Annotated in this window: 21 protein-coding genes; 6 read left to right on the forward strand and 15 right to left on the reverse strand. The window is 43.7% G+C overall.

Annotated features, from left to right (window positions below; translation table 11 throughout):
• Positions 1-13: 13 nt before the first annotated feature.
• The 3 genes from FM038_RS08120 (at position 14) to FM038_RS08130 (ending at position 3,436) form a co-directional block, all read left to right on the forward strand.
• Entirely contained in the window at positions 14-826 is an 813-nt protein-coding gene (locus FM038_RS08120) for a hypothetical protein (RefSeq protein ID WP_142872772.1), read from the forward strand.
• Positions 827-969: 143 nt separating this feature from the next.
• The gene (locus tag FM038_RS08125; protein WP_142872773.1) at positions 970-1,704 is read left to right on the forward strand and encodes a Tll0287-like domain-containing protein; all 735 of its coding nucleotides are present in this window, start codon (positions 970-972) and stop codon (positions 1,702-1,704) included.
• Between the two features lie 13 nt (positions 1,705-1,717).
• The gene (locus FM038_RS08130; protein ID WP_142872774.1) at positions 1,718-3,436 is read left to right on the forward strand and encodes a methyl-accepting chemotaxis protein; all 1,719 of its coding nucleotides are present in this window, start codon (positions 1,718-1,720) and stop codon (positions 3,434-3,436) included.
• 95 nt (positions 3,437-3,531) lie between these two features.
• On the opposite strand, the gene FM038_RS08135 is transcribed toward FM038_RS08130, so the two are convergent.
• Positions 3,532-5,061, reverse strand: coding sequence for a DUF3612 domain-containing protein (locus FM038_RS08135; RefSeq protein ID WP_142872775.1), 1,530 nt, complete (start codon positions 5,059-5,061; stop codon positions 3,532-3,534).
• Positions 5,062-5,266: 205 nt separating this feature from the next.
• Between FM038_RS08135 and FM038_RS08140 the strand changes: the two genes are divergently transcribed.
• Positions 5,267-5,782 carry an aldolase/citrate lyase/malate synthase family protein gene (locus FM038_RS08140; protein ID WP_142872776.1) on the forward strand — a complete coding sequence of 172 codons (516 nt, stop codon included), beginning with the start codon at positions 5,267-5,269 and terminating at the stop codon, positions 5,780-5,782.
• A gap of 104 nt (positions 5,783-5,886) precedes the next feature.
• Here FM038_RS08140 and FM038_RS08145 read toward each other — a convergent pair whose 3' ends face one another.
• The 14 genes from FM038_RS08145 to FM038_RS08210 form a co-directional block, all read right to left on the reverse strand.
• Positions 5,887-6,255, reverse strand: a complete 369-nt coding sequence (locus tag FM038_RS08145; protein ID WP_142872777.1) for a VF530 family protein — start codon at positions 6,253-6,255, stop codon at positions 5,887-5,889.
• A gap of 129 nt (positions 6,256-6,384) precedes the next feature.
• Positions 6,385-8,808 carry a S8 family serine peptidase gene (locus tag FM038_RS08150; protein ID WP_142872778.1) on the reverse strand — a complete coding sequence of 808 codons (2,424 nt, stop codon included), beginning with the start codon at positions 8,806-8,808 and terminating at the stop codon, positions 6,385-6,387.
• A gap of 579 nt (positions 8,809-9,387) precedes the next feature.
• The gene (locus FM038_RS08155) at positions 9,388-9,738 is read right to left on the reverse strand and encodes a rhodanese-like domain-containing protein (protein ID WP_185965792.1); all 351 of its coding nucleotides are present in this window, start codon (positions 9,736-9,738) and stop codon (positions 9,388-9,390) included.
• 221 nt (positions 9,739-9,959) lie between these two features.
• Positions 9,960-10,676 (reverse strand): SIMPL domain-containing protein, encoded by a 717-nt coding sequence (locus tag FM038_RS08160; RefSeq protein WP_142872780.1) that lies wholly within the window; start codon positions 10,674-10,676, stop codon positions 9,960-9,962.
• Positions 10,677-10,836: 160 nt separating this feature from the next.
• A complete protein-coding gene (locus FM038_RS08165; RefSeq protein ID WP_142872981.1) occupies positions 10,837-12,093 on the reverse strand; it encodes an OmpP1/FadL family transporter in 1,257 nt (418 codons plus the stop codon).
• Between the two features lie 369 nt (positions 12,094-12,462).
• Positions 12,463-13,914 carry a sodium/proline symporter PutP gene (gene putP / locus FM038_RS08170; RefSeq protein ID WP_142872781.1) on the reverse strand — a complete coding sequence of 484 codons (1,452 nt, stop codon included), beginning with the start codon at positions 13,912-13,914 and terminating at the stop codon, positions 12,463-12,465.
• Between the two features lie 135 nt (positions 13,915-14,049).
• Positions 14,050-14,754, reverse strand: coding sequence for a DUF3379 domain-containing protein (locus FM038_RS08175; protein WP_142872782.1), 705 nt, complete (start codon positions 14,752-14,754; stop codon positions 14,050-14,052).
• Positions 14,747-15,310, reverse strand: coding sequence for a sigma-70 family RNA polymerase sigma factor (locus FM038_RS08180; RefSeq protein ID WP_142872783.1), 564 nt, complete (start codon positions 15,308-15,310; stop codon positions 14,747-14,749). The genes FM038_RS08175 and FM038_RS08180 overlap by 8 nt, the downstream gene beginning before the upstream one ends.
• Before the next feature lie 119 nt (positions 15,311-15,429).
• Positions 15,430-17,121, reverse strand: a complete 1,692-nt coding sequence (locus tag FM038_RS08185) for a BatD family protein (RefSeq protein ID WP_142872784.1) — start codon at positions 17,119-17,121, stop codon at positions 15,430-15,432.
• Positions 17,115-19,028 carry a VWA domain-containing protein gene (locus tag FM038_RS08190; protein ID WP_142872785.1) on the reverse strand — a complete coding sequence of 638 codons (1,914 nt, stop codon included), beginning with the start codon at positions 19,026-19,028 and terminating at the stop codon, positions 17,115-17,117. Before FM038_RS08190 ends, FM038_RS08185 begins: the two co-directional genes overlap by 7 nt.
• Before the next feature lie 2 nt (positions 19,029-19,030).
• A complete protein-coding gene (locus FM038_RS08195; protein WP_142872786.1) occupies positions 19,031-20,035 on the reverse strand; it encodes a vWA domain-containing protein in 1,005 nt (334 codons plus the stop codon).
• Positions 20,029-20,553: a DUF4381 domain-containing protein gene (locus FM038_RS08200; protein ID WP_142872787.1), complete on the reverse strand. Its 525-nt coding sequence runs from the start codon at positions 20,551-20,553 to the stop codon at positions 20,029-20,031. Before FM038_RS08200 ends, FM038_RS08195 begins: the two co-directional genes overlap by 7 nt.
• Positions 20,553-21,482, reverse strand: a complete 930-nt coding sequence (locus FM038_RS08205; protein WP_142872788.1) for a DUF58 domain-containing protein — start codon at positions 21,480-21,482, stop codon at positions 20,553-20,555. The genes FM038_RS08200 and FM038_RS08205 overlap by 1 nt, the downstream gene beginning before the upstream one ends.
• A complete protein-coding gene (locus FM038_RS08210; protein WP_142872789.1) occupies positions 21,483-22,439 on the reverse strand; it encodes an AAA family ATPase in 957 nt (318 codons plus the stop codon).
• A 416-nt stretch (positions 22,440-22,855) separates the two neighbouring features.
• Here FM038_RS08210 and fadI point away from each other — a divergent pair, with 416 nt between their 5' ends.
• Entirely contained in the window at positions 22,856-24,166 is a 1,311-nt protein-coding gene (gene fadI / locus FM038_RS08215; protein ID WP_142872790.1) for an acetyl-CoA C-acyltransferase FadI, read from the forward strand.
• 4 nt (positions 24,167-24,170) lie between these two features.
• On the forward strand, positions 24,171-26,297 hold the full coding sequence (gene fadJ / locus FM038_RS08220; protein WP_142872791.1) for a fatty acid oxidation complex subunit alpha FadJ: 2,127 nt from the start codon (positions 24,171-24,173) through the stop codon (positions 26,295-26,297).
• Positions 26,298-26,326: the final 29 nt, after the last annotated feature.

Genomic DNA, 26,326 nt, shown 5'->3' on the forward strand with positions numbered 1-26,326 from the left:
ATTATTTTTATCTATGGTTCTGAAAAATCTTATTTTCCTAGTATCTTTTTTCATCTCAATCACTGTTTCTGCAGAAGAAGATTTTACTCACTATGCCTTTGCCAATTATTTAGGCAGTGGTATCTATAAAACCTCAGGTCAAAATGCGACTGTAGTCAATATCCCCATTAGTTTTGATATTCGAAACGACGATACTTCATCCTTGATCTTGCGCACTCCAGTATCCTTGGGCTTCTTTAATTTTACCTGGAGCGACCTGCCAGAAGGTGAGTTCCCCGACAATGTCGGCACTATGACTGTCACTCCAGGTATTGAGTATCGGGTCAACACCTCCGACGACCATGAGTTTCAGGCCTATATCGATCTGGGTTATGGCAATAATTTTACGTCAGGGACCAATGTTGCCATATATTCAGCTGGTGTCTCTAGTTTGTTAGATTTACAGCTTAGACAAAGCGATCCTGTATGGGTCAATAGACTCTTCTTTGCCGGTTATTCAAGTTTCGATGGCAAGCAGAATGAAACATACTCTGCACTGCAATCTGGTGTCGATATCGGCACGGATATCTACTGGCGCTGGGATTGGCTTGGTGTCGATGTTGAACCTAGATTTTTTGCTGCCGGATATTGGTATTTCGATAAATTAAGGTTCGCGACTCCCTTTGGCGAAGATGTTTTGGTGTCTCATAGCTTAGAGATCGGTGCGACATTGGCATTTTCTAAACCCATCTTATGGGAGTGGATGGGCATAGATAGACTCGGCTTAAGTGTGAGAGCCGGTGACGGTGTTCAGGCGTGGCGTTTGATTTTTGAATTTCCCATCTAAATTTACTTACCAAATAACCTTCAAAAAACAAGCTTACTGATGCGTTGTTACTATAATTAAAGGACGTTTAGTTTGCAGTTCAAAGTTGATGTCTAAGTCACTTTGGCATTAACTTGTCTGCGTCTTTTAGTAGGGCACTTGTCATGATCACACCACGTATACTGGTTTCACTTGTCTGCGTATTCCTATTTGTCTTTGCCGATATTCAATTGGCTTTAGCTAACTCCAATACTGAGGTGAGTCAAGAGCTGACAACCCTCTATCGTGCTGCCAGAAAAGTCATCTCTGTCAATCAACAGCATATTAATGATGCTTCCATAGGCGATAAACAATTATCGGGAAAGCTGGTGGCAGAGCAGGCTCTAGCCAATTATGCCGAGGCCAGTGGCAGTGCTCTTGATACCGAAAAACTTACTGATGCTCAGAGTGCAATGCTAAAGGCTGTTGAAGATGTGATGGATGAAAATCAAGAGTTAATTAATGAGCAAGGTGTTGGGTTTAAGGGATTTTTACCTGCAATTTTTGCTAGGCAGGTTGCTAATAAATTCAGTGCCAGTATGGCTGGAAAAATGAAAATTAAGCTGACTGCACCTAAGAGCTATGTGAGAAACCGAGCTAACAGGCCTGATAAGTGGGAGCATAATGTCATTGAGACCATGTTTAAGCGCGTCGATTATCAGAAAGGAACCCCATTTTCTGAAGAGGCGAGTGTAAAAGGAAAAGAGGCATTTAGATTTATATTGCCCGAATATTATGGCAAGTCCTGTTTAGGCTGCCATGGCATGCCAAAAGGTGAGAGAGATATTACTGGCGGTAAAAAAGAAGGAGGTGTGTTGGGTGAATTAGGTGGGGCGATCAGTTTGATCATCTACCAGTAGAGGTTGTAGTGGTATGTTTAAAAATATGACAATATCGACCAAGTTAGTCGCTGGGAGTTTTGGCTTTTCCGCAGTCATTGCAATCGCATTGATCTATGTACTGACTACGGTAGAAAGTATCTCTTCAATTAGCATTGAGCAGCAAGAGTTGGTTGAGCAACAAATTGATGCGATTAGGCATCAGGAAGAGATGCAAACCCTTCAACAAATTGAGCGTAATAAATATCTTCTTGCAGGCGAAATAGACAGAGAGTTTCGAGATCTTAGGGCATGGATGCTGGATCTATCTGTCAGCTGGTTAAATGAAGCCGAAGATCAGGCAAATGCAACACAAGAACATCTCAACAGTAAGCTTGATGAGTTGTCGAAAATTGATGCGAGCCTTGCCAATGAACTTAAGAATAAAACTCAAGCGTTTTATGACCTTATGCTAGAAGCCGTCGATGCCTATGTTGATGATAACCGAGTGAAAGGAAATTCATTAATTGCGGGAAGTAGGGCACAGGCGGAAGAGATAGAGCTGCTCATACTCAGTTTTCAGCAAGTTGCGAATATCAGTTTTGAAAATGTCAGCTTGAAGGCTAAATCGGCCAGTGCAGAGGTTACCCGCTCCGGAAGTTTAGTCAGAGATGCCGCTGCTCAGGTAGTGCAAAAAAATTCTGAACTGTTTTTTCTATCCATTACCCTGCTAGTTGTCATTATTCTGTTGAGTATTATCTATACCTATGTGATGCGTCGTGAGATCTGTACCCCAATAGAGCGGCTTCGCTCAACGGTTGAACGGATTGAGAAAGAATCAGATTTAACCAGTAGGTTTGAGGTCAGGAGCCTAGATGAAATTGGGATAACTGGAACTGCATTTAATCGCATGATGGCGCAGTTTGCCACCATAGTGAGTAAAGTGACCGATGCATGTCAGCAGTTAGATACTGCGGTATCCGATTTAGTGAAAATTATGCGTGAAACGAAACAAGGCGTCGTCGATCAGCAAGATTCGACGGAACAAGTTGCAGCGGCAATCAACCAGATGGCCACTACGGTTCAGGAGGTTGCGCAACATACCGAACAGGCGACGCTGGCAACGCTCAATGCAACCGAGGCAGCCTCTCATGGTCGTCAAATGGTTGAGAATTCAGTGACGCAAACATTAGGCCTGACTAACATGATCGCTGATGCTAATCTGGCTATTGCTAGAGTCGAGAAAGACAGTAGTGCCATAGGTAAAGTTCTGGATGTGATCAGAGGGATATCAGAGCAGACTAATCTACTTGCACTTAATGCGGCTATTGAGGCTGCAAGAGCGGGAGAAGCGGGTCGAGGCTTCGCCGTTGTAGCCGATGAAGTACGTACTCTTGCGCTGCGAACTCAGGAATCTACAGAAGAGATTAATAAGATTATCAATAATCTGCAATCGGGCACTCAGCATGCTGTCAGTATCATGTCTCAGGGCGATGAGGATGCTAAATCTGTACTCGAACAAGCACAGAAGGCAGGGGATGCTTTAAAGACGATAGAGGAGCAAATTACTGAGATTAATGAGCTCAATGCCATGATCGATACTTCTGCCGAACAGCAGGCCGTTGTGGCTTCAGAGATTAATCAAAATGTTGTCTCAATCAGCGATGGCTCAATATCAACGACAGAGGCCGTTGAGAATACAGTTTCAGCCAGTGAGAACTTACTGCTATTGTCTCGTCATCTAGCCAGTTTAGTACAGCAGTTTAAAGTCTAATACCAGTACAATCACAGTTTAACCATTCGCGAAGATAACGGACCTTGGCTTAACTCCCGGCCCGCTAGCACTATTAGCTTTTATACCGATTTGCCTTATTCACATTGAGACTTTCCAGCTTCATAGCAACTTGGTTTCCTTGGGCACACAGCTCCTCTGGAACAGATTAATCTGGCCTGGGTATCAATACCTCTCTCGACCCAGTTAATATTTAAAATTTTTGCCACGCTCATGAGGTTTTTCTTAATGGCTTTAGGGATCTCGGCTTCGCCACCACTGTTTACACAAGCTTGCTTTAATTCGGCTGCGATACTGAGTGGATCTCCACCTTGAGCTTCAATAGCTGGGTTGAGGTCGATACCGGCGCAAAGGACATGGTTATTACCTGCCATGTCCTCCACTTTTACTGACTCACAGCAGTAGATCCTTGGTTCATCATCGACATCTAAAATAGACAGTTGCGCCGAAGAGCCTGTACTGGCTTCATTAATTTTTCTAAAGACGGCCCAATGTTGACAGGGATCTTGTACCAGTCGCATATTACCCCAGGGAAGAGGGATCCCATTACCACGATATACCGCTTTTAATTTTCCTGGAGCGTATGCATCAAAATAATGCCAATGTGGATAAGGTGAAACTACAGTCATACGACGCATGGCAACGGACGCAGATACACCGACTTTTTCATGTATATTAATTTCGTAACCATGACGGTCTAATAACTGTCTAAATGGGACTTTAGGGCAGAGCAGGGCACCTGCAAAAAAACTAGACTCGAAATCACGCCAGGCATGTAAGATATCTTGGGCATTAACTGTTGATGACTGAGGTGTGCCATTGTCCATCTGGGTACTGACCTGGCTTCGCCCTGTGGTGAGTACTGACTTTAAACCATCTTTATTGTGTAAAACACAATGTCCTATATGCACTGCTAAATCGTATTTTAGACGTGTTGGATTCGATTTTAGTTTTTTGTTGATGTAGATGGTTGAAGGTGGCTCAAAGAAAGAGGTGACCAGTTGTGTTGATGTGACACCCATTTCATCGACAACATCTTGGGGCGTCCTATCTATCCATTTTACTTTGAGCCCCAAGCCCTTGGCAATATCCATTATGTCTTCCAAGGCAAGCGGTAAACGTTTATGGCCTATCTCTTCGGCAGCGCGTTCGAGATCTGGGAAATGGTTTTGATGATGTTCTTGATGGGCTCGGATCAACAGATGAGCAAATTGGCGTCCGGTGATCCCTGTCTGGGATAACATTTCTGGAATGGCTATTTGTAATATGTCTTTAGAAAACAAAAAGCTCGGTTCGAGTGCCATGCCATTGATCCCGCCTCGTCGGCCTTTTTCCGGCGTGATGGCATTATCTTCAGGAACATCGTCTAAAAACCAATCGACCTCTTTTTGAAATACGGCTGCGATCACGGCCAACATGCCGGCACTTGGCACGCGTTTGCCTCTTTCTATCATAGATAAATAGGACACAGATGGTGACGATTCTGGATCGACTCTTATGCACCTGGCAGAGAGATCTTCCATGGTGAGATGGTTTCTTTTTCTGAGGTTTCGGATCTTTGTCCCAAGAAAATGTGACTTTCGCATTAAGCTTTTTGTAGTTCTCATTTTGTAAAATTCACACTGTAAAATTTTAATTGTGAAATTGTAGTAAAAAATTAGCTAGACTACAAATCAAGCAATCGGAAAAGATATTAATTATTCATCACAGTAGTTAAACAGTAATAAAAGTTGATGTTTATTGATGATACTGAATTTATCCAGTTGTTAATAATAGAAAAATAACCCGAGATTGAGTTGAGAGGATAAGGCTATGGATATATCTACTACTAGCAATGAGTACAGTGAACAGAATTTTACAAACCTTATCAATGCCGGCATTGTGAATGTGAATAAAGCGGAAGTTGTCAAAAAATGTGACACTATGGCTAATGCGAAACAGTTCCTTGATAGCACATTTCCACTGGCTAAAGGCTCACATAAAGATGTACGCAGTTATGTTGTTTATTATCAGCAACTGCTTATGTTTTTTGCCGATGGCACTCATACTGGTCTTAGGGATTCTGGACAATTTGTAGCGTTAAATGGTCATAAGAGCGAGCCAGAGGCAATTTTATTGAAGAATAACGGCACCCATATCGAATTAAGCTTTGATCGCTGCGGTGCAACGGGTATTAAAGATCACGCTCATATCGAAGACATCAGATTGGAAGGCCATGAATACTGGATAAGCCTGCTGAATATTGAACAGAAGCGTGGCATTCATAGTTCACAAGGAACACAGATGTTTACCGCTAAAGATGGTGAAGATTATCCGTTAAAAGGCTAAGCATTACATATAAAAAAGCGGGATAAACCATTTGGTTTATCCCGCTTTTTTATATTATTACATTCAGTATTAGACCGATTGGTATTATAGGTTTAAAGCAGGCGCTACTTGCCCCAAATACTCTTGTTTACTTCACTGTCATCATCTGAACTGGCGCTAGAATCTGATGTTGCATGATTTGTCATTCTGTTATTTGCAGCACGTACACTTTTATCACTTGCTTGATAGTGATCATCTCTTGGTTTTCTTGCTGGCAAGGGTAATTTGTTCATCTTCAAATAAAGATATTCAACTTTCTCTCTCGCCCAAAGGGTTTTACGTAGAAATCGTAAGCTTGATTTAATGCTGGGATCATGATTAAAGCAACGAACATCAATCCTTGCGCCTAGCTCTTCCCAGCCGTAATGTTCGACCAAATCTGTGAGAAGGTCAGCTAGCTTGATGCCGTGTAGCGGGTTGTTTGCTTGGGTCATAATGTCGTTGTGTCAATTGATATTGAGTTAATTATACCAGCATCAGGGAAAGGTTGAATAGCAGAGCTGAGCAGATTGATGAAAAAGAGGGCACAAGGCCCTCAAAATAGTTAATCAAAGTTCATAGGATTACTGAAAAGTCAGTTCCCAACTATTTATCGTACCAGTATCACGTCTTGCACTATCTACCGCCTTGAGTGCCCAATCACCAGCAGACTCAACACCTGTCATATCGACAGTGTAGCTCTGAATGAGATCGTTTGAGCCACCACCTGCGTTATCATGCAAGATACTCACTTGGCCAGTCGGGCTGTGTAGCTCAACCTGTAAATCACCAATATAGGTGTGACTAATGTTAACGTTCACCGTCACAGTGCCTGAATCACCGGTTCGAGTTGCAGATATTGGACTGGTAATACCTACTGAATTGTTATCAGGAATTGAGTAGCTGTTAGTGTTGGTGTAGCTCGCTGGACCGCCAGTGTTATCGCCACCGCCAGTAGATTCAGTGAAATTTGCCACTAAACTGACGCCATCAAAGCTGCTATAACCTTGAACCATGACATAGTAGGTACCAGACTGTACGTTGCTAATTGGACATGACTCATTGTTGCCGCCTTCCCATGGACGACAATCGTAGCTGCCAGTTGTTGGGGCTGCTGCATATTGAACATACAGATCTGCATCGCCACTGCCACCGCTCATAGTAAAGCTCAAGTCTGTAGCATTTGCTGGAACATCGAGCGAGAAGTGAAGCTCATCATTCTTAGCACCTGTTAGATTGCTCTTTGCTACACCGTTTTCAAGGACTGAGTCACCAGGACCCGTGCCCGGATCGGTTGGACCATCACAAGATTCATCTAGGTATGCTTTCGCTGCAACTGCGTCGATAAGACCATAACCTGTCTGATTATCACGACCCGCAGAGCCAAGATCTTCTGCGGTTGCATTTAATGCCGAGCGGATCTGAGCGGCGTTACACTCTGTATGATGACTCCAGACTAAGGTTGCAACACCAGATACATGTGGTGTGGCCATTGAAGTCCCGTTGTAATATTCATAATCTTCATTGGCAGTATTGGCGACCGTTACACTTGAACCTAACTGTGCTTGGAGTGCCTGACCCGTTGCGCGATCGACAGATACAGAAACCAGTAAGGCTTCGTTATTGGTATCGACTAGGAAAGGGTTTTGTAGGCCAGGTAACTCGGTATTACCATAAACGATAACAGCGCTTGCTCCTGCTGAATTACAGGCCTTGATTGCATCAATTTCAGGGTAGCTTGCACCTTGGTTACCGACGCGCTCAACTAAACACACCTTAGCATTCATATCGCCACAGTTAAATGTGCTACCAGATACTGCACATTCTGCTAATTCACCAGTAATGCTGCCATTGATAGGCGTGACCACATGATTAGTACCTGATTTGATATAACGGTTATGGGGCACGACACCGTTATCAAAATAAGACTGGCCGCCAATAGTGATGTTCGCCAAGCGGCCTTCACCTAATGTGACTGTAGATAGAATTGCTTCACCTGGGCCCGAAATTTCAACTTGATTGGTGTATTGAGAAAATGCTGCGTGGTCTTTATTACTATCAACGGCAGCAACAGACATGACAGCATCATAAGAGGCCGGATAACTGTGAGTACTATCGCCAGCATTACCCGCAGCAGCAATTAATAGTACGCCATTATTCGAATGAGCTGTCATGGCATTTTTCTCTGTAGTGCTTGAGCTACCACCACCTAGAGACATAGTCACGACATTTGAGCCATTAGTCACACAGGTGTCGATTGCAGAGACGAGAGAAGATGAGTAGCCCCAGCCTGCTTCATTAAAGACCTTGATAACATGAATATTGGCAGTCTGGTTTGGCATTACACCAACCACACCCGAATTATTGGCTATGGCGGCAATGGTTCCTGCAACATGGGTACCATGGGCGTTATTATTGCCGGGGTCATACCAGTTACCTGTGCCTGAATTGTTAGTTCCTGTTACGTTGTTGCCACTTAAATCTCCGTGTGAGCGATCATAACCCGAGTCAATAATACAGATGGTACGATTACCAGCCATTGAGTCACTTAAGTTAGTCGAACCGACATAGGTTTGCCCCCAAGGTGTCGTCTCGCTGAGAAAGTGTCTTTGAGCATCTTCTTCAACATAAGCAACATCACTGCGCAGGCGAAGTGACTTGATACTTTTATCATCGAGTTTAACGCTATAACTGTTGCTGCGACCAATACGTTTCATCTCTTTAGCTGAGGCACTATTTAGTGCTCTAAAGTGAGAGAAAACTTCATTAGCTCTAGGTTCATAATCCATTGCAAGCATATCTTCAGCGCTTGTTTGGATGTTTGATCCCGCTTGGGCATTGTTAAACTTTACAATATAACGTTTTGGCAGGGGTGAGCTCTGTTTAACGTTAGCTGCCGCTGATTGAAGCACCGGGGTAAAAGTCGGCGCTGCATGTACATTCGCTGAGATGGCGATTGCTAAGGCTGATAAGCTGAGTGAAACAGATATTGTGTTACTGATTGTCATAATTTATTTCCATATATATTAGAATTTATCATTATTATTAGATGGCTTTTTAGTCGAAGCTAAATTAAACCGGTTACTCAATAGTGAATGTATCTATATGTATGGTTGATGTAAATAAGTCGTTAACACTTGTGTCTATTTGTTTCTTCTGGGAGTAATGAAAACTTTACTGAATAATTATTGCGTTTAAAACGCATTTAATTTGGTTTAATTCGCTTGTTAAATGCATGCTTATGCTCAATTTACGATTATATTGATTTTTGTATTCAATATAACTTATTGATTTTAAAATCATGATGGTCAATTATTTTATTTAAGCCATTGAATTTATTGGCTTACAGTTTAGCTGGGTAATAGTTATAACATATAACTAAAAGTAATGAGCTTGCTTGTTTTGGTGGGTCCTGGACGCTAAATTTTATAGATTAGCGCCTGTATATAGCAAGCTGCTTATAATAATCAGATATTTATCGTTTGATCTTTTGATTGGTTGGGGGATTATGCTGCTGAAATATTAAGGCAATCATTGATAACTCGGTAACTAGGTTTTTCCGAGTTATCAAAGTGGATAGAGAGTGATTACTGAGGTTTTTTGAATTGACTCAAGGTTTGAAAGCCGCCGCCATTATAACTCTTGGTGTAACCTTCAGAAACTAAGGTGTCGAAAGCGATACCGCTGCGCCTACCACTACGGCAGTAGAGTACGACAGATGTATCTTTTGCAATACCCCGTTTTTTAAACTCTACGGCTATCTCTTCAAAAGGGATGTTAATGGCATTTTCCAAGTGACCAGCAGCAAACTCCTCGGCTGTTCTGACATCGACGACCATGGCACCAGCATCAATTTTAGTCCATGCGACTTTTGCATCTTTATCTGCCGCCAACGCTAATTGACTTACCATTAGGCTAAGTAACGCAAAGATGATCATATAGCCGAAGCTTTGAATACTTTTCAGCGTGGTATTTCTGTGATTATTCACTTTATTTTCCTTATATTTATGAATGAATAGCGTATTGTACGACATATTACCCACTTGTATACGAATCAAGTTAGCCCAAGGTCAATGAGTGAGCTTAGGCTAGTGTATTTAGTATAATACTTAGCTTGTATAGGGTAAATGTACATTGTATTGATGAAGGTATTTAGCCTCTAATCTTTGAGATAATATGTAAGGGTCGACACGACTCTTACTCGTTTAATATGGGGAGTATTACTGTCTCTATCTGAGATACTAAATTGACCTTGAGAGGCACTTTTTATTTTTCCGAGTACCGAGTCTGAGTCTTGGGCAAATTTATTGGCTATTTGTCTTGCGTTGATTGTCGCTGCTTGCACCATTGTCGGCTTGACGGCATTGAGCTCCGTGAATAGGAACTCTGTCTTACTGTTGTAATCTTGACTGGAGATCGCTATGCCTTCTTTAGCCAGCTCAATCATATTCTTTCGGCTAGCTAATAACAGATCGACCCTCTTGGTATAAATAGAGATGGTGACTTTGGCCGCATAGCGATATTTTACATTGGGATCAACATAACCCTGAGCTTGTCTGTCTTCTATTGAGGGCAGAGAACTGGATATCTCATCGACTGTAAACCCTTGCTTTAATAGGAAGGAGATCACCTTGTCAGTTTGAATTTGAACGGTCTGATATAAGGTGGAGAGATCGTTATCGACTTCGGTAAAGCGAATTGGCCAAATAGCGATGTTGGCTTTAACTTCTTGTTCAGCGAGACCCTTGACGGTAACCGTTCTTTCCATTGATTTTATTTCGATTAGACTTTGGCCAATGCCATTACCGAGTATAACCAGACCTAGGCAGAGCAGAGAGCCTAATATCAGAGCACTTATCGCGTTGTTTTTATTCATGGTAATACTGAGCCTAGGGGGAGTTTGAAGTAACAGTATAGATTTTTTTCGTTATCTAAATCTAGTGAATAAATCTTAATTGTCTCTAGTGTAGCGCTTTCTTTTAAAAACAAAAAAGCCGCACATGTGCGGCTTTTTCATTAACTAACTACAAACCAATTTAGAATTTGTAGTTGTACTGCATAGAGTAGTATGTGGCGTTGGATAGTGTTGTTGCATTAATAGGGGTCGGGGTTTGCTGATAAATTGCGCTGTACTCAACAAGGTCAGTCTCTTCGCCGCGAATCACAGCAATACCAAAATCTAGACTTGTGTGCTTAGATAGGTTGTATGTTGCACCCGCTGTATACCATTGACGATCAGAGTCTGGGATAGAGATAGAGCTGATTTCACCCACAACACCTTGGTCATACATGTAACCTGCACGCAGTGTCCAGCTGTCGTTAAGAGTATACGTACCACCTACACTGTATAGCCATGAGTCATCCCAAGCGTAATGCTTAAGCTGAGCATCGATAGGATCAGAGACTGAGATCTCATGGAAATCGCCCCATGTCGTTAACTGAGCCGTGTAATGAATAGCAATTTTCTCAGTTAACTGATGAAAACCTGCAACTTGAAAGATATCAGGGATAGGGATATTGATCTCTTCAAAATCAGTTCCGCCGTAGTTCACTGTACCATCAGCACTGAATTCAGGGCTGAAACGGTAACTCACACCGAAGCGGTGATCGGCATTGATTTCATAAACTGCGCCAACAATACCACCGAATGCGATGCCATCGGCATCCACATCGACAAGATCCATGTGTATAGGATCTCCGCCTTGTGGGTTAGGTACTGCACCGCCACGAGTCAGAACACCGGAACCGTAAATGACGTCTACACCAGCACCAACACTGAAGTGGTCGTTGAAACGGTATGAAGCACTTAGGTTAAAGTTAATGGTAGTTACTTCTGTTTTACCTAATAGGTCAATTGGTGCAGGTACTTTGCCGCCAACTATATTGTTAGACAGTTCAGTCGTGTCGGTACCTGTACCGAAGTTACTGAACATAGCCACACCGTAGGCAAACTTGTCATTGACTGGGCTTACATAGTAAAAATTAGGGATAATTTTTGCTTCAGCAGCGTCATTTACACTACCAAAATGCACATCCCCCATTGCAACGTCTTTAACTTCTACTTGGACATCGGCGTAAGTGAGGCCCATTGATAGCTGCTTTTCATCAAAAAGCGCCATAGCGGCTGGGTTACGTGAAAGTACAGATGCATTATCGGCAATGACTGCATCACCAGCGAATGCACGGCCAATACCTGTTGCTGATTGGCTGTTTAGTTGAAAACCTGCTGCCATGGCTTGTGAACTTGCAAGCGTAACGGCTACAGCTAATAAAGTCTTGTTGAAGTTATTCATTATTATCATCTCTGTAATGTTTAATCTGGCTATTTTCGAGTAAAGCTTTTTTCTGCCTTTTGAGACTCGATGCCTTTTATACTTGTTAGACCAGTGCATCTTAGGGATGGTCTTACCCATCAACAACTCCGACCAGTGGCGAATGTCAGTTGCGTTTTTGTTAATTAAATCAGGTATTTTAGGCTTGATGATGTGTGTTAATTTTAACCGTGAGCTGGAGCACCTATTGCTAGGCCTATCAAGGCTTTTCAGTGATTTGAATTTAAGTTGCGGGCTTGTAAAATAGAGGAGGGAAAATAAATCATAAAAATAGCGTACACCTGTACGCTATTTTTACTTTTTTAGAGGCTAAGACCTTATTTTTAGTGTTTATAGTTTTGAAGTAAATACTCTAAACTGCTCTTTAACACTATCAGATGGAGCCGACATTTTACTCACTATGACCCCCGTTAGTGTTGCAAAAACAAATCCTGGCAAGATCTCATATAAGTCAAAAATGCCACCTGAAAGTTGCTTCCAAACCACAACGGTGATTGCACCGACCAAGATCGTGGCTACAGCGCCGTTTCGACTGTAAGCGTTCCAAAAGAGTGATAAGAGTACAACCGGGCCAAATGCGGCACCAAAGCCTGCCCACGCATAGCTGACCAGTCCTAATACACTACTTTCTGGGTTAAGCGCAACGATACCGGCAATGACTGCGATAGCCAGTACGCCAATACGGCCCACTAACATCAGCTCTTTACTGCTGGCTTGTGGTCGTAACCACTTTTTATAGAAGTCTTCAGTGATCACACTTGAACAAACCAAGAGCTGCGAATCGATTGTGCTCATGATAGCCGATAAAATGGCTGCGATTAGCAGACCACCAATCCAGGGATTAAATGCTGCGTGTGCCAGATGAATGAATACTGTTTCAGGGTTGGCTAGTGGATCGCTAGCGAAATATAAACTACCAGCAATCCCCGTTGCTAAGGCGCCAACAAGGGCAATGAGCATCCAGCTCATCGCGATACGGCGAGACAATGGGATATCTTTAGGACGCGCGATAGCCATAAAGCGTGAAAGAATATGTGGCTGACCAAAATAACCTAATCCCCATGCTAGTAGCGATATTAAGCCTATGGCCGTGGTGTCTTCATTAAACATAGACAGCATCGCAGGATCGATACTATCTAAACCATTTTGAGTTTCAGGCTGGCTGAAAATGGCCACAGGAACAATCAACAAGGCGACCAACATAAGACAGCCTTGAAAGAAGTCAGTCCAGCTGACGGCGAAGAATCCGCCTACGAATGTGTAAGCCACAATAATGGTGGAGCCGATAATGAGTGCTAAGGTGTAATCGAGTCCAAATACTTTTTCGAACAAGATAGCTCCGCCGACCATGCCAGAGGAGGCATAAAAGGTAAAGAAAACCAAAATGGTGACAGCCGATACTAGCTTGAGTAACCCTTTACTGTCTTCAAAGCGTTTCTCGAAGAAGTCGGGTAGGGTAAGTGCATTATCGGTAAATTCGGTGTATACCCGCAGACGTTGAGCCACGAATAGCCAGTTCAACCATGCGCCTATCACTAAGCCAATACCGATCCAAGCTTCACCCAGCCCGCCTAAGTATACCGCTCCAGGTAAGCCCAGTAGTAGCCAGCCTGACATATCAGAGGCTCCGACACTCAGGGCTGTGACTGCGGGGCCCATGCCTCTGCCACCGAGTATATAATCGTCAACTGAATCTGTTGCTTTATAGGCCCATAGGCCAATTCCCATCATTAGGGCAAGATAGCCGATGAAAGTAATTAATATCGGTAATTCAATGCTCATGCTTATGCCATTACTTTTTATTTTTTAAATGTGGACGACATGCTAGCAGATGTTTGATGCCAAGCTCAATATTGATTGAAAATGTGAGACTGATCGGTCCTGTGGTGATGGCTACCACCACAGGTTGTTATGGCTTTAGATGAATGTTTGTTGGATCTCTTTCTTAACGTAACTTAGGTCGTTAATGTTTTCACCTACTAGTAACATGTAAGCATTGTCGGTTTCGAAACCTTCACCTTGATACTTATTATCAGCAAAAACCTGTTCTAACACCATTCGTTCTTCGACTGGCACGATAAAGAGAGTCACTTTGCCTTGCTCACCTTGCATGACCAAGTGCAAGCTTTTCACTCCCTGGAAATCACAGAAGGTACTGTAGTAAACCTTTCCAGGTTGTTGTGTAAACTGCGCGTTACCCGTCGTTCCCATCGAAGCCAGTTGAAAATTGACATCATTAAAACTGACATTCTGATCGGTACTTAATGCTTTGGACTCATGATAAACGTGTGCGAGTGCGTGTTGGCCTAAGTCAACGGGGGCCATTCTTAACAGAGTAAAACTGATCCCAGCGATGAAAGCGACAGATGCAACTAGCGCTAACGTGAAGCCTGATTTGCGTCTTTGACTTTGATGTTGATGCAGTTGCTGATTAAGCAGTAACTTAGCGGCTAAATCTTCAGGTACATCAATTTTAAAAGCACGATCTAACTTTTTATCTAGTTTCTTTAAATCATTGATAAAAGCTTCGCGTTCAGGAGCCGCTTTCATTGCAGCTAGAAAGTCATCATCCTGACAGTTTGGCTCTCCATAGGCCTGGCGTCTAAACTTCAGCTCATCCATTGGATTGACCTCTTACTTGTGGTTGATCTATTAAATCTTTTAATTGGTTTCTGGCGCGAAAGAGTCGAGTCATCACCGTATTACGATTAAGCTCTAGAATTTCTGCTATCTCTTCACCACTGAAACCGCCAATAACTTGCAAAAGTAAAGGTTCACGGTACTCAATTTCTAACTTTGAGATCTGTCTGCGGATCAAATGTAGTTCCGCATTATCCTCAGTGCTACTTGAGAGGTGATCTTCGAGTTGGTCTTGTTCGACATCGGAATAATCAAACTGTTTGCGTTCAAAGCGACGTGCATTTTCCCTACGAACAATGGTGATAAGCCAAGCTTTCGCTGCCTTATCATCTTTTAATGATTCGAGTGAACGCCACGCTCTAAGAAACGTTTCCTGAGTGATGTCCTCCGCAATATGCTTATCGCCGCATAGCCAATAGGCATAACGGAAGATGTCTGCATGGAGTGCCCTGACAAGGCTATCGTATCGTCTTTGTTTACTTAGCATGTCAGAATTGACCGAGGAACTCGGTTTTTTATTTCGCAGGCGGTTAAACATTTTTAAATAAGTGCTCGATTAAATAGCCACAATACCTGCTAGCTTAACCTGCTTGAGAGGAATGGCAAGAAGTTAACAATAAAAAAACATAAAGAAAACTTCTTGCCAATCAAGGGGGATTAAGGATTTAAATCAACTAACGCTGACTTTCTTTTTTGTGTGGATGTGGCTTGCATCGATTTTACCGCAGAGAGAATAAATTGATAATCGATGGCAACAGGATTTTTACTAAAAGCCGCTTGTTGTAAATGTGAAATGGCTTGATTTAACTCTGACGAGAGAGCAGCGATATCACTCAGGCTCATGGGTTTTGAGTATTGTTCAGTAAAGTAGGCTTGGGCTGCAGTTAATACTTTGCCTGGATTCTCCTGCTGACAGGCTTGTACTAATGCGGTTAATTTACTGAGCTGTTTTGCCGAAACTCTGACACTTGCATGTGGTTGCTCATGTTGTAAAGTATCGCTATTGGATCCTGAAGTGGCTAGCTGTATTTCAGTGGTATCAATAACTTGTTGTTTGAGCTGCTTACGGCTCTTTTGCCACTGTTGCAAGGTGATGAGCCAGAGCAGTGCGAATATTAAGGTCAGCCAAGGCCAGTAACCGGCTGACGCACTTCCGCTCTGTACTTGAATGCTTGGCAAGCTCACTTCTGGGGTGTCACTGCTGATCACGATAATTTTTCGTGCTGGTAATCTGGCTTGCTCTTGACGTTTTGTGTGTGGATTCCACCAAGGAACAGTAATCGCAGGTAAGGTATATTCTCCGGCTTTAGTAGGCACAATGGCTAAGGTTTGAGTCAGCTGAGAAACCATCTGTTTATCGCGTAAAAAAGTCTTTCTTTGTGATTTCTCTGGATATGTCTTAAGCCCATCGGGTACCGGGATTTGCAGCTCAGGTAAACTGGTTTCATCTGTGTTCGATGCCAGTAAGGATATTGTGCGGGTGATCGGGTTACCGACTTGATATTCTTGTTGTTCTTGAGGCCAATCTTCATTGAGTGCGACAAGATCTGAAACTAACCACTCGCCGTGAAACTCAGAAGGCACAGGGTTGATCAATAAGATAGATTTAGCCGCTTTGGCTTGCATTGGACGACTCTCGTTGAAAGAGAACATGCCACCACGGCGAGAGCCTTGTATTAATACATCGCCAGAAAATCCGGTGCCATCAATGGTGAGTTCACCTGGCTGGTCGGCGATAATGCCATAAGTACGCGAGATAACGCGATAGCGTCTGCCATTAAATATTTCTGTTGTATCAAGATCTTCACCTAGCTGTTTAATTTGGGCACCATCGAGTGTGGGGGCACTGAGCACGCCTCGCTGGAGGTCTACGGCTAAGAATAATTTAACCTTATAGGTAATGAGTTGACCGACATAAGCTTCTTCGGTTGATAAGCTCGTGCGAATAAACAGGTTTTTCATCTGTTCAGGTTGGCTGCCTGATGCGACCACACTTAAACTAATGGATTTAGAGCTGACTCCATCAATACTCAGTGCTGGGATGACTAGGTTACCCACTTTTTTCGGGGCCAAGAGTACTTGCCAACGAGTTTGTTTTTTTGAGTCAAAGTTAACAATCTGAGTGCTGCGACTCACACTTGTCCGGCCGACAATAAAGTCTTTGAGTAAAACTGAGGTATCCAAGTCTCCGGTTTTAACATCATCATCAGCAGTGATGGTTAATACTAAATATTCACTTTCCACAGCAGGGTTTCTATCAACGGATGTTTCAAGCACGCTGATAGCGAAAGTCGGGAAGGAGAGCATGAGCATGATCAATGCTAGATAAACACGTCTTGATATTACCATTGCTGCTGTTCCTTAGTGTGGGCATTTTGTCTTGCACGTTTTTGATATTCGAGTTGCATCTTGTTTCTTAGTAATACTTGGGGATCATCCACGAGGGCTCTAAGCGCTCGCTCCATTTCGGGTGGCAGATCATCGGGTCCTTCAACCATTTGAGCGGCTTCAGTCTCTTTTTTAGCTTGCTCATTATCATCAGCTTCTTCAGCTTGAGCATTTTGGGGCGCTGCAGATTGTTGCTGTTCTGGCTGGTTTTGTTCATCAGCCTTATCTTGTTGCGCTTGCTGACTCTCAGCATCAGATTGGTCATCATCAGAGGGCTTTTCATTGGGATCTGCTTGCATATCAGCATCATTTTCTTGATTGTCAGAGCTGTCATCTTCAGATGCATCGTTTTCTGATGATTGCTCAGATTCAGATTCAGATTGTTCTTTCTGTTGTTGCTGTTCTTCAGATTGCTCACCTTGGTCTGAATCTTGTTGATCAGATTTCTTGTCTTGCTGATCTTCTTGTGAGTCTTGGTTTTTATCAGACGGGTCTTGCTCTGATTGGTCTTTATCAGAACTCTCCTTTTGCTGCTGTGCTAATTGCTTAGCCAGTTCAAGGTTTGCCTTAATCGCTTCATTATCAGGTGCTTGAGCTAATGCTGTCTCATAACGTTCAATGGCTTGAGAATAATTTTGCTGTTGAAGTAGGCTGTTACCTTGATTGTAGAAGCCTGTTGCTGAGTCATCTTGCTCGAATAATTCAAGCGCCTGATCATATTCGCCGGCTTTATAAAGCGCGCTGGCTCTCCATTGTGGAAATTGAAAGGTATCTGCTGCTTGCTGATAATCTTCCGAGTTATAAGCTTGCATAGCTTGTTGGTCTTGAGTCTTCCATAAGTCATCCCAGCTTGAAGCATGCACTGGAGCAGGTATGTATACGATGACAAGCGCAATAGCGGTAACTAGACCATGTCTAAAACTCATGAGAACGGGTAAGAGTAGTAGCAGAGCAATATAAGGTCCGGCGTCTTGCCAAACTTCACCATCAAGTTCTGTAGCCTTAGTATCACCCGTTGTGGATAGCCAAGCTTGTAATTGTTTAAGATCTTCACCGTCATTTCTAAAGGGAATAAGTACCCCCTTTGCATTTTTAGCTAACTCATTGAGTAGTGAGTAATTGGTTTTAGCAACGACAACTTGATTGGCATTGTCTCGCAGTAATTGGCCGTCAGGCAGACGAATGGGTGAGCCTTGCTCACTGCCTAAGGCTAAGATGGCTAAGCGATATTGACTGCCTTTTAGCACCGATTTAGCTTCACTCATTTGTTGAGTGGTGACGCCATCGGTTAGCAGCAGAATATCACCGCGAATATGTCCGCCTTGTGAGAGGAGGTTTTTGCCTTGCTCTAATGCCGCCACCAAGTTTGAACCACGAACCGGCATGATATCTGGAGAGAGCGTGGGAAGCAGGTTAAGTAGTGTTGCCCTGTCGCGTGTTAATGGACTAATGGTAAAAGCATCTCCCGCGTAGGCCACTAATCCAGTTTCACCCTCTTTGAGTTCATCGATGAGATCGGTTGCCTTAAACTTTGCCTGTGACAGTCTATTTGGGGATAAGTCTGTCGCATACATAGACAAGGACATATCCATCACGATGACACGACCTTGAGCCGCTTCAAATACTGGCAGCGATTGCTTAGTCAATGCCGGACCCGATAAGGCAAACACGGCAATGAACCAAGCAAAGGCAAGGTAACCGATTTTACTGCGTTTAACTTCATTGGTTTGGCTAACCAATATATTGGCTAAGTGAGGCGCAATATAGCGATTCCAAGTCGAACTCTTACGTTCACTGCGCCAAAGCAGCAGTAAAATCAGGACTAAAGGAAGCAGGGCAAATAACCATTCAGGACGAATAAAATGCATATTTAATTTCTTCCTTGACGAGCTGTAAATCTAAAATTGATACGATTAAAAAACGGAAGTTGTGATAGTGCCATAAGTATTGTGATCAACAGTGCTGCCGCTAATGGCAGATAAAAGAGTTCTGATTGTGGCCGATAGCTAAGTTGATCACGACTGATAGGTTCCAGCTTGTCGATTTCTTGATAGATTTGTTCTAAATCCTGTGAGTTTCTGGCTCTGAAATATCGACCGCCAGTGGTTTGTGCCAAGGAGGTGAGTTGTTCTTCATCGAGATCCATGGAGGGATTGACACGTTCGGTTCCAAAGATTGAACGCCTTTCCATGACATCGGCGCCGACGCCAATGGAATATATTTTAACGCCACGCTTGGCGGCTATTGCAGCTGCTTGCTCTGGAGAGATAGAGCCTGAGTTATTAGAACCGTCAGTCAGCAATACAAGGATACGGTTACTTTCTTCAACCATATCAAATCGTTTAACGCCTAAGGCAATGGCTTCGCCAATGGCGGTTTGTTTTCCTACTAGGCCTATCTGTGCCTCTTTTAGAAATTGTGCCACTGAGCGTCGGTCTTGGGTGAGTGGCGCCTGTAGATAGGCGTGATCGGCAAATAAGATAAGCCCAATTTTGTCACCCTTGCGTCGCTCAATAAAATCACTCACAACATGTTGGATCATGGTAAAGCGGTCAACGGTTTGACCATTGAGCACCATGTCTTCAATTTGCATACTGCCTGACAGATCTACCGCCATCATCAGGTCGCGTCCTTTACTGGGTAGCTCTATAGCGTCTCCCATCCATAATGGTCTTGCTACGGCGATGACAAGAAAAAACCACACTAGCCAGTATGCTTTACGAGAATTCGGCTGTTGTTGAATTTGTTCTGCGCCATTCTCACCGACACCGGGCAGGTGAAGGTGACCGCTAACCTCGACAGTCTGTTGTTTCTTTCTGAAAATAAGCGGGAGTGGGAGAAGTAAGAGTAACCAGGCCCATGCGAGTGTTAACATTGTGCTTCCTTGGTATCCTGATTGCATTTTTTTGTTGAAATAGTGCTCAGAGGCAATGCTTGTTTGAACCAGTTTTCAGCGAGCGTCTTAAGCTCGTTGGCTTCTTCAAGGTTTAATCCTGCTCTCTGGTACCGCCTGTCTAGCAAAGTCGTTAACCGAGGACTGGGCGATTTGACTTGTCGATCCATCCATAGATACCAAGCCCCTCCTTGAAGACCGGCGATTTGCTCTCGCGATAAGTAGCTCATCGCCGCGCGTTTGATTAGGCTATTGATCTGCACCGATATTTCAGTAGCATTATCTTGAGTCACCGCTAAGGCGTTAAGTTGAGCTAAAACCTCTCGTTTCACCGCTCTTTTAAGCCACTCTTTTCTTAGCTTCACCACGAAGAAAATAATCGCAATACTAACGATGGCAAGCACTAACCAATAACCCATGGCAATGGGCATACTAGTGATGACGTCTGGGGTTTGGATATCGTGCATACTATTAAGTGCTGGGTTGGATGTTGGCTCCATTATCTTAACGCTCCAAGTTGATCGTTAAGTGTCATGCCTGCATCGACAGTACGGGTTTGTACATTCAACTTTTGCATCATTTGTATAAATTGCTCTTGAGTGTGTAGCTGATTCTTTAGCCAGTCATCATATCCCGCTCGATTTAAAGTCAGCTCTTTATTACCTTCTTTAACCGGAAGTTGGAACTGTTTAGGCAGCTTCAGCTTGCCTTGTCTTAAGGGATCTGTGATTAAAAAGGCGCCCATATCACAATGACGTTTTAGATCTGATAATGGGGCGAGACAAGCTTGATTGAAGTTGCTGCCATCACTGATTATCCAGATTAATGAACCAGGCTTTGCGATCCGTCTGAGCCTTTGACACGCTCGGAACATATGCTCGGGCTCAGGTTCATGGGTTGCCATTTGGTTAAGCTGTTTGCTGTGGAGAGATTCGATGCCTGAAATAAGTTGTAAAATGCCCTTCTGACGGCTTCTGGGTTTTAACTCTAGATGTTCATTCTCGGTGGCGATGAGCGCACCTAGCCTATCGCTATGTAAGATAGCACTCCAACCTAAGGTGGTTGCTAAGTGCGCTGCCTGGACTGATTGCAACAGAAGGCTCGAGCCAAAATAGAGGCTATGACTGAGATCGAGCAAGATGAGAACAGGGCGTTCTCTTTCTTCAACAAATAGCTTGGTATGCGCCTTACCTGTACGAGCTGTGACTCGCCAGTCTATGGTTCTGACATCATCACCGGGTTGATATTGACGTACCTCCGCAAATTCCATTCCGCGGCCTTTAATTAAGCTGGCACGGTGACCGGATAAGCTAGCACGAGCCTTGGAGCGCTTCTCGGGAAGTGCTCTGGCGATATTTTGACACGCTAATAGCTCTTTTTGATTTAGGTTAACCCCATCGGCAAAAAGAGGCAGGACAATTTCAGACACTTAAGGCACCGCAACTTGAGATAAGATATGGTCGATAACCTGATCGCTACTCACGCCCTCGGCTTGGGCCTGATAACTGAGCAGTAATCTATGCCTTAATACATTTGGTGCCACGGCTTGAATATCTTCAGGTGATACAAAGTCGCGTTCTTGTAACCAGGCACGCGCTCGGGCACAGCGTTCTATTGCTAATGTCGCTCGAGGGCTAACACCGTATTCGAGCCAGCTTGCCAGTTCGTCACTGTATCGCTGAGGCTGCCTAGTTGCCATTACAATATCGACAATATATCTCTCTAACGGCTCAGCAAGGTAAAGCTCTAAAGATTCCTCACGAGCTTCAAAAATATCTTTTTGGATAATAGGCTCAACAGTCGGTGCCGCTTGTTTCAAGGCCTCTTTACGAGACATACGCATGATCTCAAACTCTGTCTCTGCACTTGGGTAGTCAAGATTAAGATGCATTAAGAAACGGTCAAGTTGTGCTTCGGGTAGCGGGTAAGTGCCTTCATTTTCTAAAGGGTTTTGGGTCGCCATAACCAGAAACAATTCTGGCAGTTTATAGCTATTTTTACCGACGGTAACTTGACCTTCGCCCATCGCTTCAAGCAGTGCAGATTGGACCTTGGCTGGGGCACGGTTAATCTCATCGGCTAAGATTAGGTTGTGAAATATTGGCCCGGCCTCAAATTCAAAGGTGGCTGTTTGTGCACGGTATATGTCAGTACCAGTTAAATCTGCTGGTAACAGATCCGGCGTAAATTGAATGCGGTGGAAGTCACCTTCAACGCCATCACAGAGGGCTTTTACTGCTCGAGTTTTAGCAAGACCCGGAGGCCCCTCAACGAGTAAGTGTCCATCTGCGATCAAGGCTATTAGTAAGTTCTCTGTTAGGACTGGTTGTCCTAGAATTACCTGGTTTAGGTATTCGCGTAACGCGTGAAATCGGCTCAAAGGCATGATGCTACTCGGTTTATTTTAAATTAGTTAGGTATAGACCATCAACATGGTAAAAAATTCCCATAGGGTTTGGCTAGTGCCAATTTACCTTTAGGGCATAAATTCATAGTAATTGTATGATTTATCGAAACACTCGATTGTCACTTCTACTATATTTGCTCACTATTAATATGTATAAATAGGACAATAAAAATCAAAATAAAATTCATTAAACATTGTTAATAAACACTTTTTATATATTTCTGAGACTAAAAACCAAACAAGTGTTTAAAACTTTCTTATAAGAAGTTAGAATCAGATCACACTTTAATGGTCAGACCTGTTATCTGCAATACAGTCGGACAGATTAAATGCGCAAGGAAAATAATATCGTCGATAGCTAACAATCGGCTAGACGTATAAGAAGAGGGCGGCAAATGAGTGACAGACAACAGGTAACGAATGCCAAGGGCGATCGTATTGCAATAGTAACGGGTTTAAGAACGCCATTTGCTAAGCAAGCGACTGCATTTCATGGTGTTTCGGCATTAGATATGGGTAAGATGGTTGTTAACGAGATGCTATCTCGTTCAGAAATTGACCCTAAGCTAATTGAGCAATTGGTATATGGACAAGTTGTACAAATGCCAGCGGCTCCTAATATCGCTCGTGAAATTGTTTTAGGTACGGGCATGAATGTCGGTACCGATGCTTATAGCGTTAGCCGGGCATGTGCCACCAGTTTTCAGTCTACGGTCAATGTCGCTGAATCTATCATGACAGGTAATATCGACATAGGTATTGCTGGTGGTGCCGATTCATCTTCTGTACTGCCTATCGGTGTCTCTAAAAAGCTGGCACACGCTTTAGTCGACTTAAATAAAGCGCGTTCATTTGGTCAAAAACTTGCCATTTTCAGACGTTTGGGGATCAAAGATTTACTGCCTGTTCCACCGGCGGTTGCTGAATTCTCGACCGGTCTTTCAATGGGACAAACTGCTGAGCAGATGGCTAAGACCTATAATATTAGCCGTGCAGATCAAGATGCATTGGCGCATCGTTCACATACATTGGCTACAGAGACCTGGAATGCTGGTCATCTTAAAGATGAAGTGATGGCGGCCCATGTGCCACCTTATAAAGGTTTTATCGATCGCGACAATAATATCCGTGAAAACTCCAGCATCGAATCTTATGCCAAGTTAAGACCAGCCTTCGATCGCAAACATGGCACAGTTACAGCCGCGACAAGTACCCCATTAACTGATGGCGCATCGGCCGTATTAATGATGAGTGAGAGCCGCGCTAAAGCGCTGGGTTATGAGCCTATCGGTTACATCAAGAGTTATGCTTTCAGTGCCATAGATGTGTGGGAAGACATGTTGATGGGACCTTCTTATGCGACGCCTCTAGCTCTACAGCGTGCAGGTATGGAACTTGAAGATCTGACGTTAATCGAGATGCACGAAGCGTTTGCTGCACAAACATTGGCCAATATGCAGATGTTCGCATCGAAGAAGTTTGCTGAAGAAAAGCTCGGGCGAAATCGCGCAATCGGTGAAATCGATATGAGTAAGTTTAACGTGTTAGGTGGCTCACTTGCTTATGGTCACCCATTTGCCGCTACAGGGACACGTCTTATCACCCAAGTATGTCGTGAACTCAAAAGACGTGGCGGTGGAACAGGGTTAACCACGGCTTGTGCGGCTGGTGGTTTAGGTGCGGCTATGATAGTAGAAGTGGAGTGATCTCATGGAAAAGACATTTAATTTAAGCCGTCGCGAAGACGGTATCGCTGTACTGACCATCGATGTGCCTGGTGAGTCTATGAACACACTACGTGCAGAATTTGGCCCTGAGATCACTGATGTATTAGCAGAAATTAAAGCCGATAGCAGTATCAAGGGTTTGGTTATCGCTTCGGGCAAAAAAGATTGCTTCGTTGCCGGTGCTGATATCTCTATGCTAGATGCCTGCAAATCTGCCGCTGATGCTAAAGCACTGTCTCAACAAGGCCATGTGGTTTTCAACGAACTTGAAGCGCTCAATATTCCAGTTGTGGCTGCTATCGACGGAGTCTGCTTAGGGGGTGGACTTGAGTTAGCGCTAGCTTGTCATCTACGTGTCTGTAGTCTAAATACTAAAACCATGATGGGAGTGCCTGAGGTTCAGTTAGGCCTGCTACCTGGCGGCGGTGGAACCCAGAGGTTGCCGAGATTAGTTGGTATCACAACGGCTCTGGATATGATGCTCACGGGTAAGCAAATTCGACCTAAACAAGCGCTTAAGATGGGCTTGGTCGATGAGGTTGTTCCTGAATCTATCCTGTTAACTACAGCAGTTGAAATGGCGTTAAAAGGCAAGCGAACAGCTAAGAAAGTTAAAAAGTCATTGGTCAATAAGCTGCTTGAAGGCACGCCAGTAGGCCGAAATATTATTTTTGATCAGGCGAGTAAGCAGGTTCAGAAGAAGACTCAAGGTAACTACCCAGCCCCTGCAAAAATCATCGACTGTGTCCGCCAAGGCATGGCCAAAGGCAAGGCTAAAGGCTTAGAAGTCGAAGCGAGTCATTTTTCCGAGTTGGTCATGTCTACAGAATCTGCAGCGCTAAGAAGTATTTTCTTTGCAACAACAGAGATGAAGAAAGAAACTGGTGCGGGCGATGTAAAGCCTCGAAAGGTCAGCAAGGCGATGATTCTTGGTGGCGGATTGATGGGAGGCGGTATAGCGTCGGTGACAACCACCAAAGCGAAGATCCCGGCTCGAGTCAAAGATATCAGTGAGCAAGGGCTGAGTAATGCACTCTCTTATGCTTACAAGTTACTGGATAAAGGCGTTAAACGCCGTCATATGACGCCAGCTGCTAGAGACAGTTTGATGTCACTTATGACAACAACGACAGAATATAAAGGCATTAAAGATGCCGATATAGTCGTTGAAGCCGTATTTGAAGACCTTAATTTGAAACACCAGATGGTCAAAGATGTTGAACGTGAATGTGGTGAACACACCATTTTTGCTTCTAATACCTCATCTTTACCTATCTCACAGATCGCTGAGGCAGCATCCCGTCCCGAGAACGTGATTGGCCTGCACTACTTTTCACCAGTAGAAAAGATGCCACTGGTTGAAGTTATCGCTCATGAGAAAACCTCTGCTGAGACCATTGCTACAACAGTTGCCTTTGCCCGTAAGCAAGGTAAAACCCCCATTGTTGTTCAAGATGGTGCGGGTTTCTATGTGAATCGAATACTTGCACTTTATATGAATGAAGCAGCACAGCTCTTGTTAGAAGGGCAAAGTGTGGAGCATTTAGATAAGTCACTGGTTAAGTTCGGTTTCCCTGTTGGCCCTATGACCTTGCTTGATGAAGTGGGCATCGATGTTGGTGCTAAGATCTCACCAATATTGGAAGCGGAGTTGGGCGATCGTTTTAAGGCGCCAGAAGCCTTTGATAAGTTGCTTAAGGATGATAGAAAAGGCCGTAAGAATGGCAAAGGTTTCTATCTTTATGGCGGTAAAGCTAACAAGAAAGCTAAGCAAGTCGATGAGAGTGTTTACAAGGTGCTTGGGTTAACGCCAGGTACTGATGGCGAACAATCTGAGGTTGCACAGCGCTGTGTCGTACAGATGTTGAATGAAGCGGTGCGTTGTTTAGAAGAGGGAATTATAGCTTCTCCAAGAGATGGCGATATCGGTGCTATCTTTGGTATTGGATTCCCACCTTTCCTTGGCGGACCATTCCATTATATCGATTCGTTAGGTGCGGGGGCTTTAGTTGAGAAACTCGAGAAGTATCAGTCACGTTTTGGTGATAGATTTGTGCCGTGCAGCAAGCTAAAAGAGATGGCTGAAAATAATCAGCGCTTCTTCGACTAATTGAGAGTTTGGGCTCAAGCCTATCTTAA

Origin of the sequence: Shewanella eurypsychrophilus, from assembly GCF_007004545.3 — a bacterium.
GTDB classification, from domain to species: Bacteria; Pseudomonadota; Gammaproteobacteria; order Enterobacterales; family Shewanellaceae; genus Shewanella; species Shewanella eurypsychrophilus.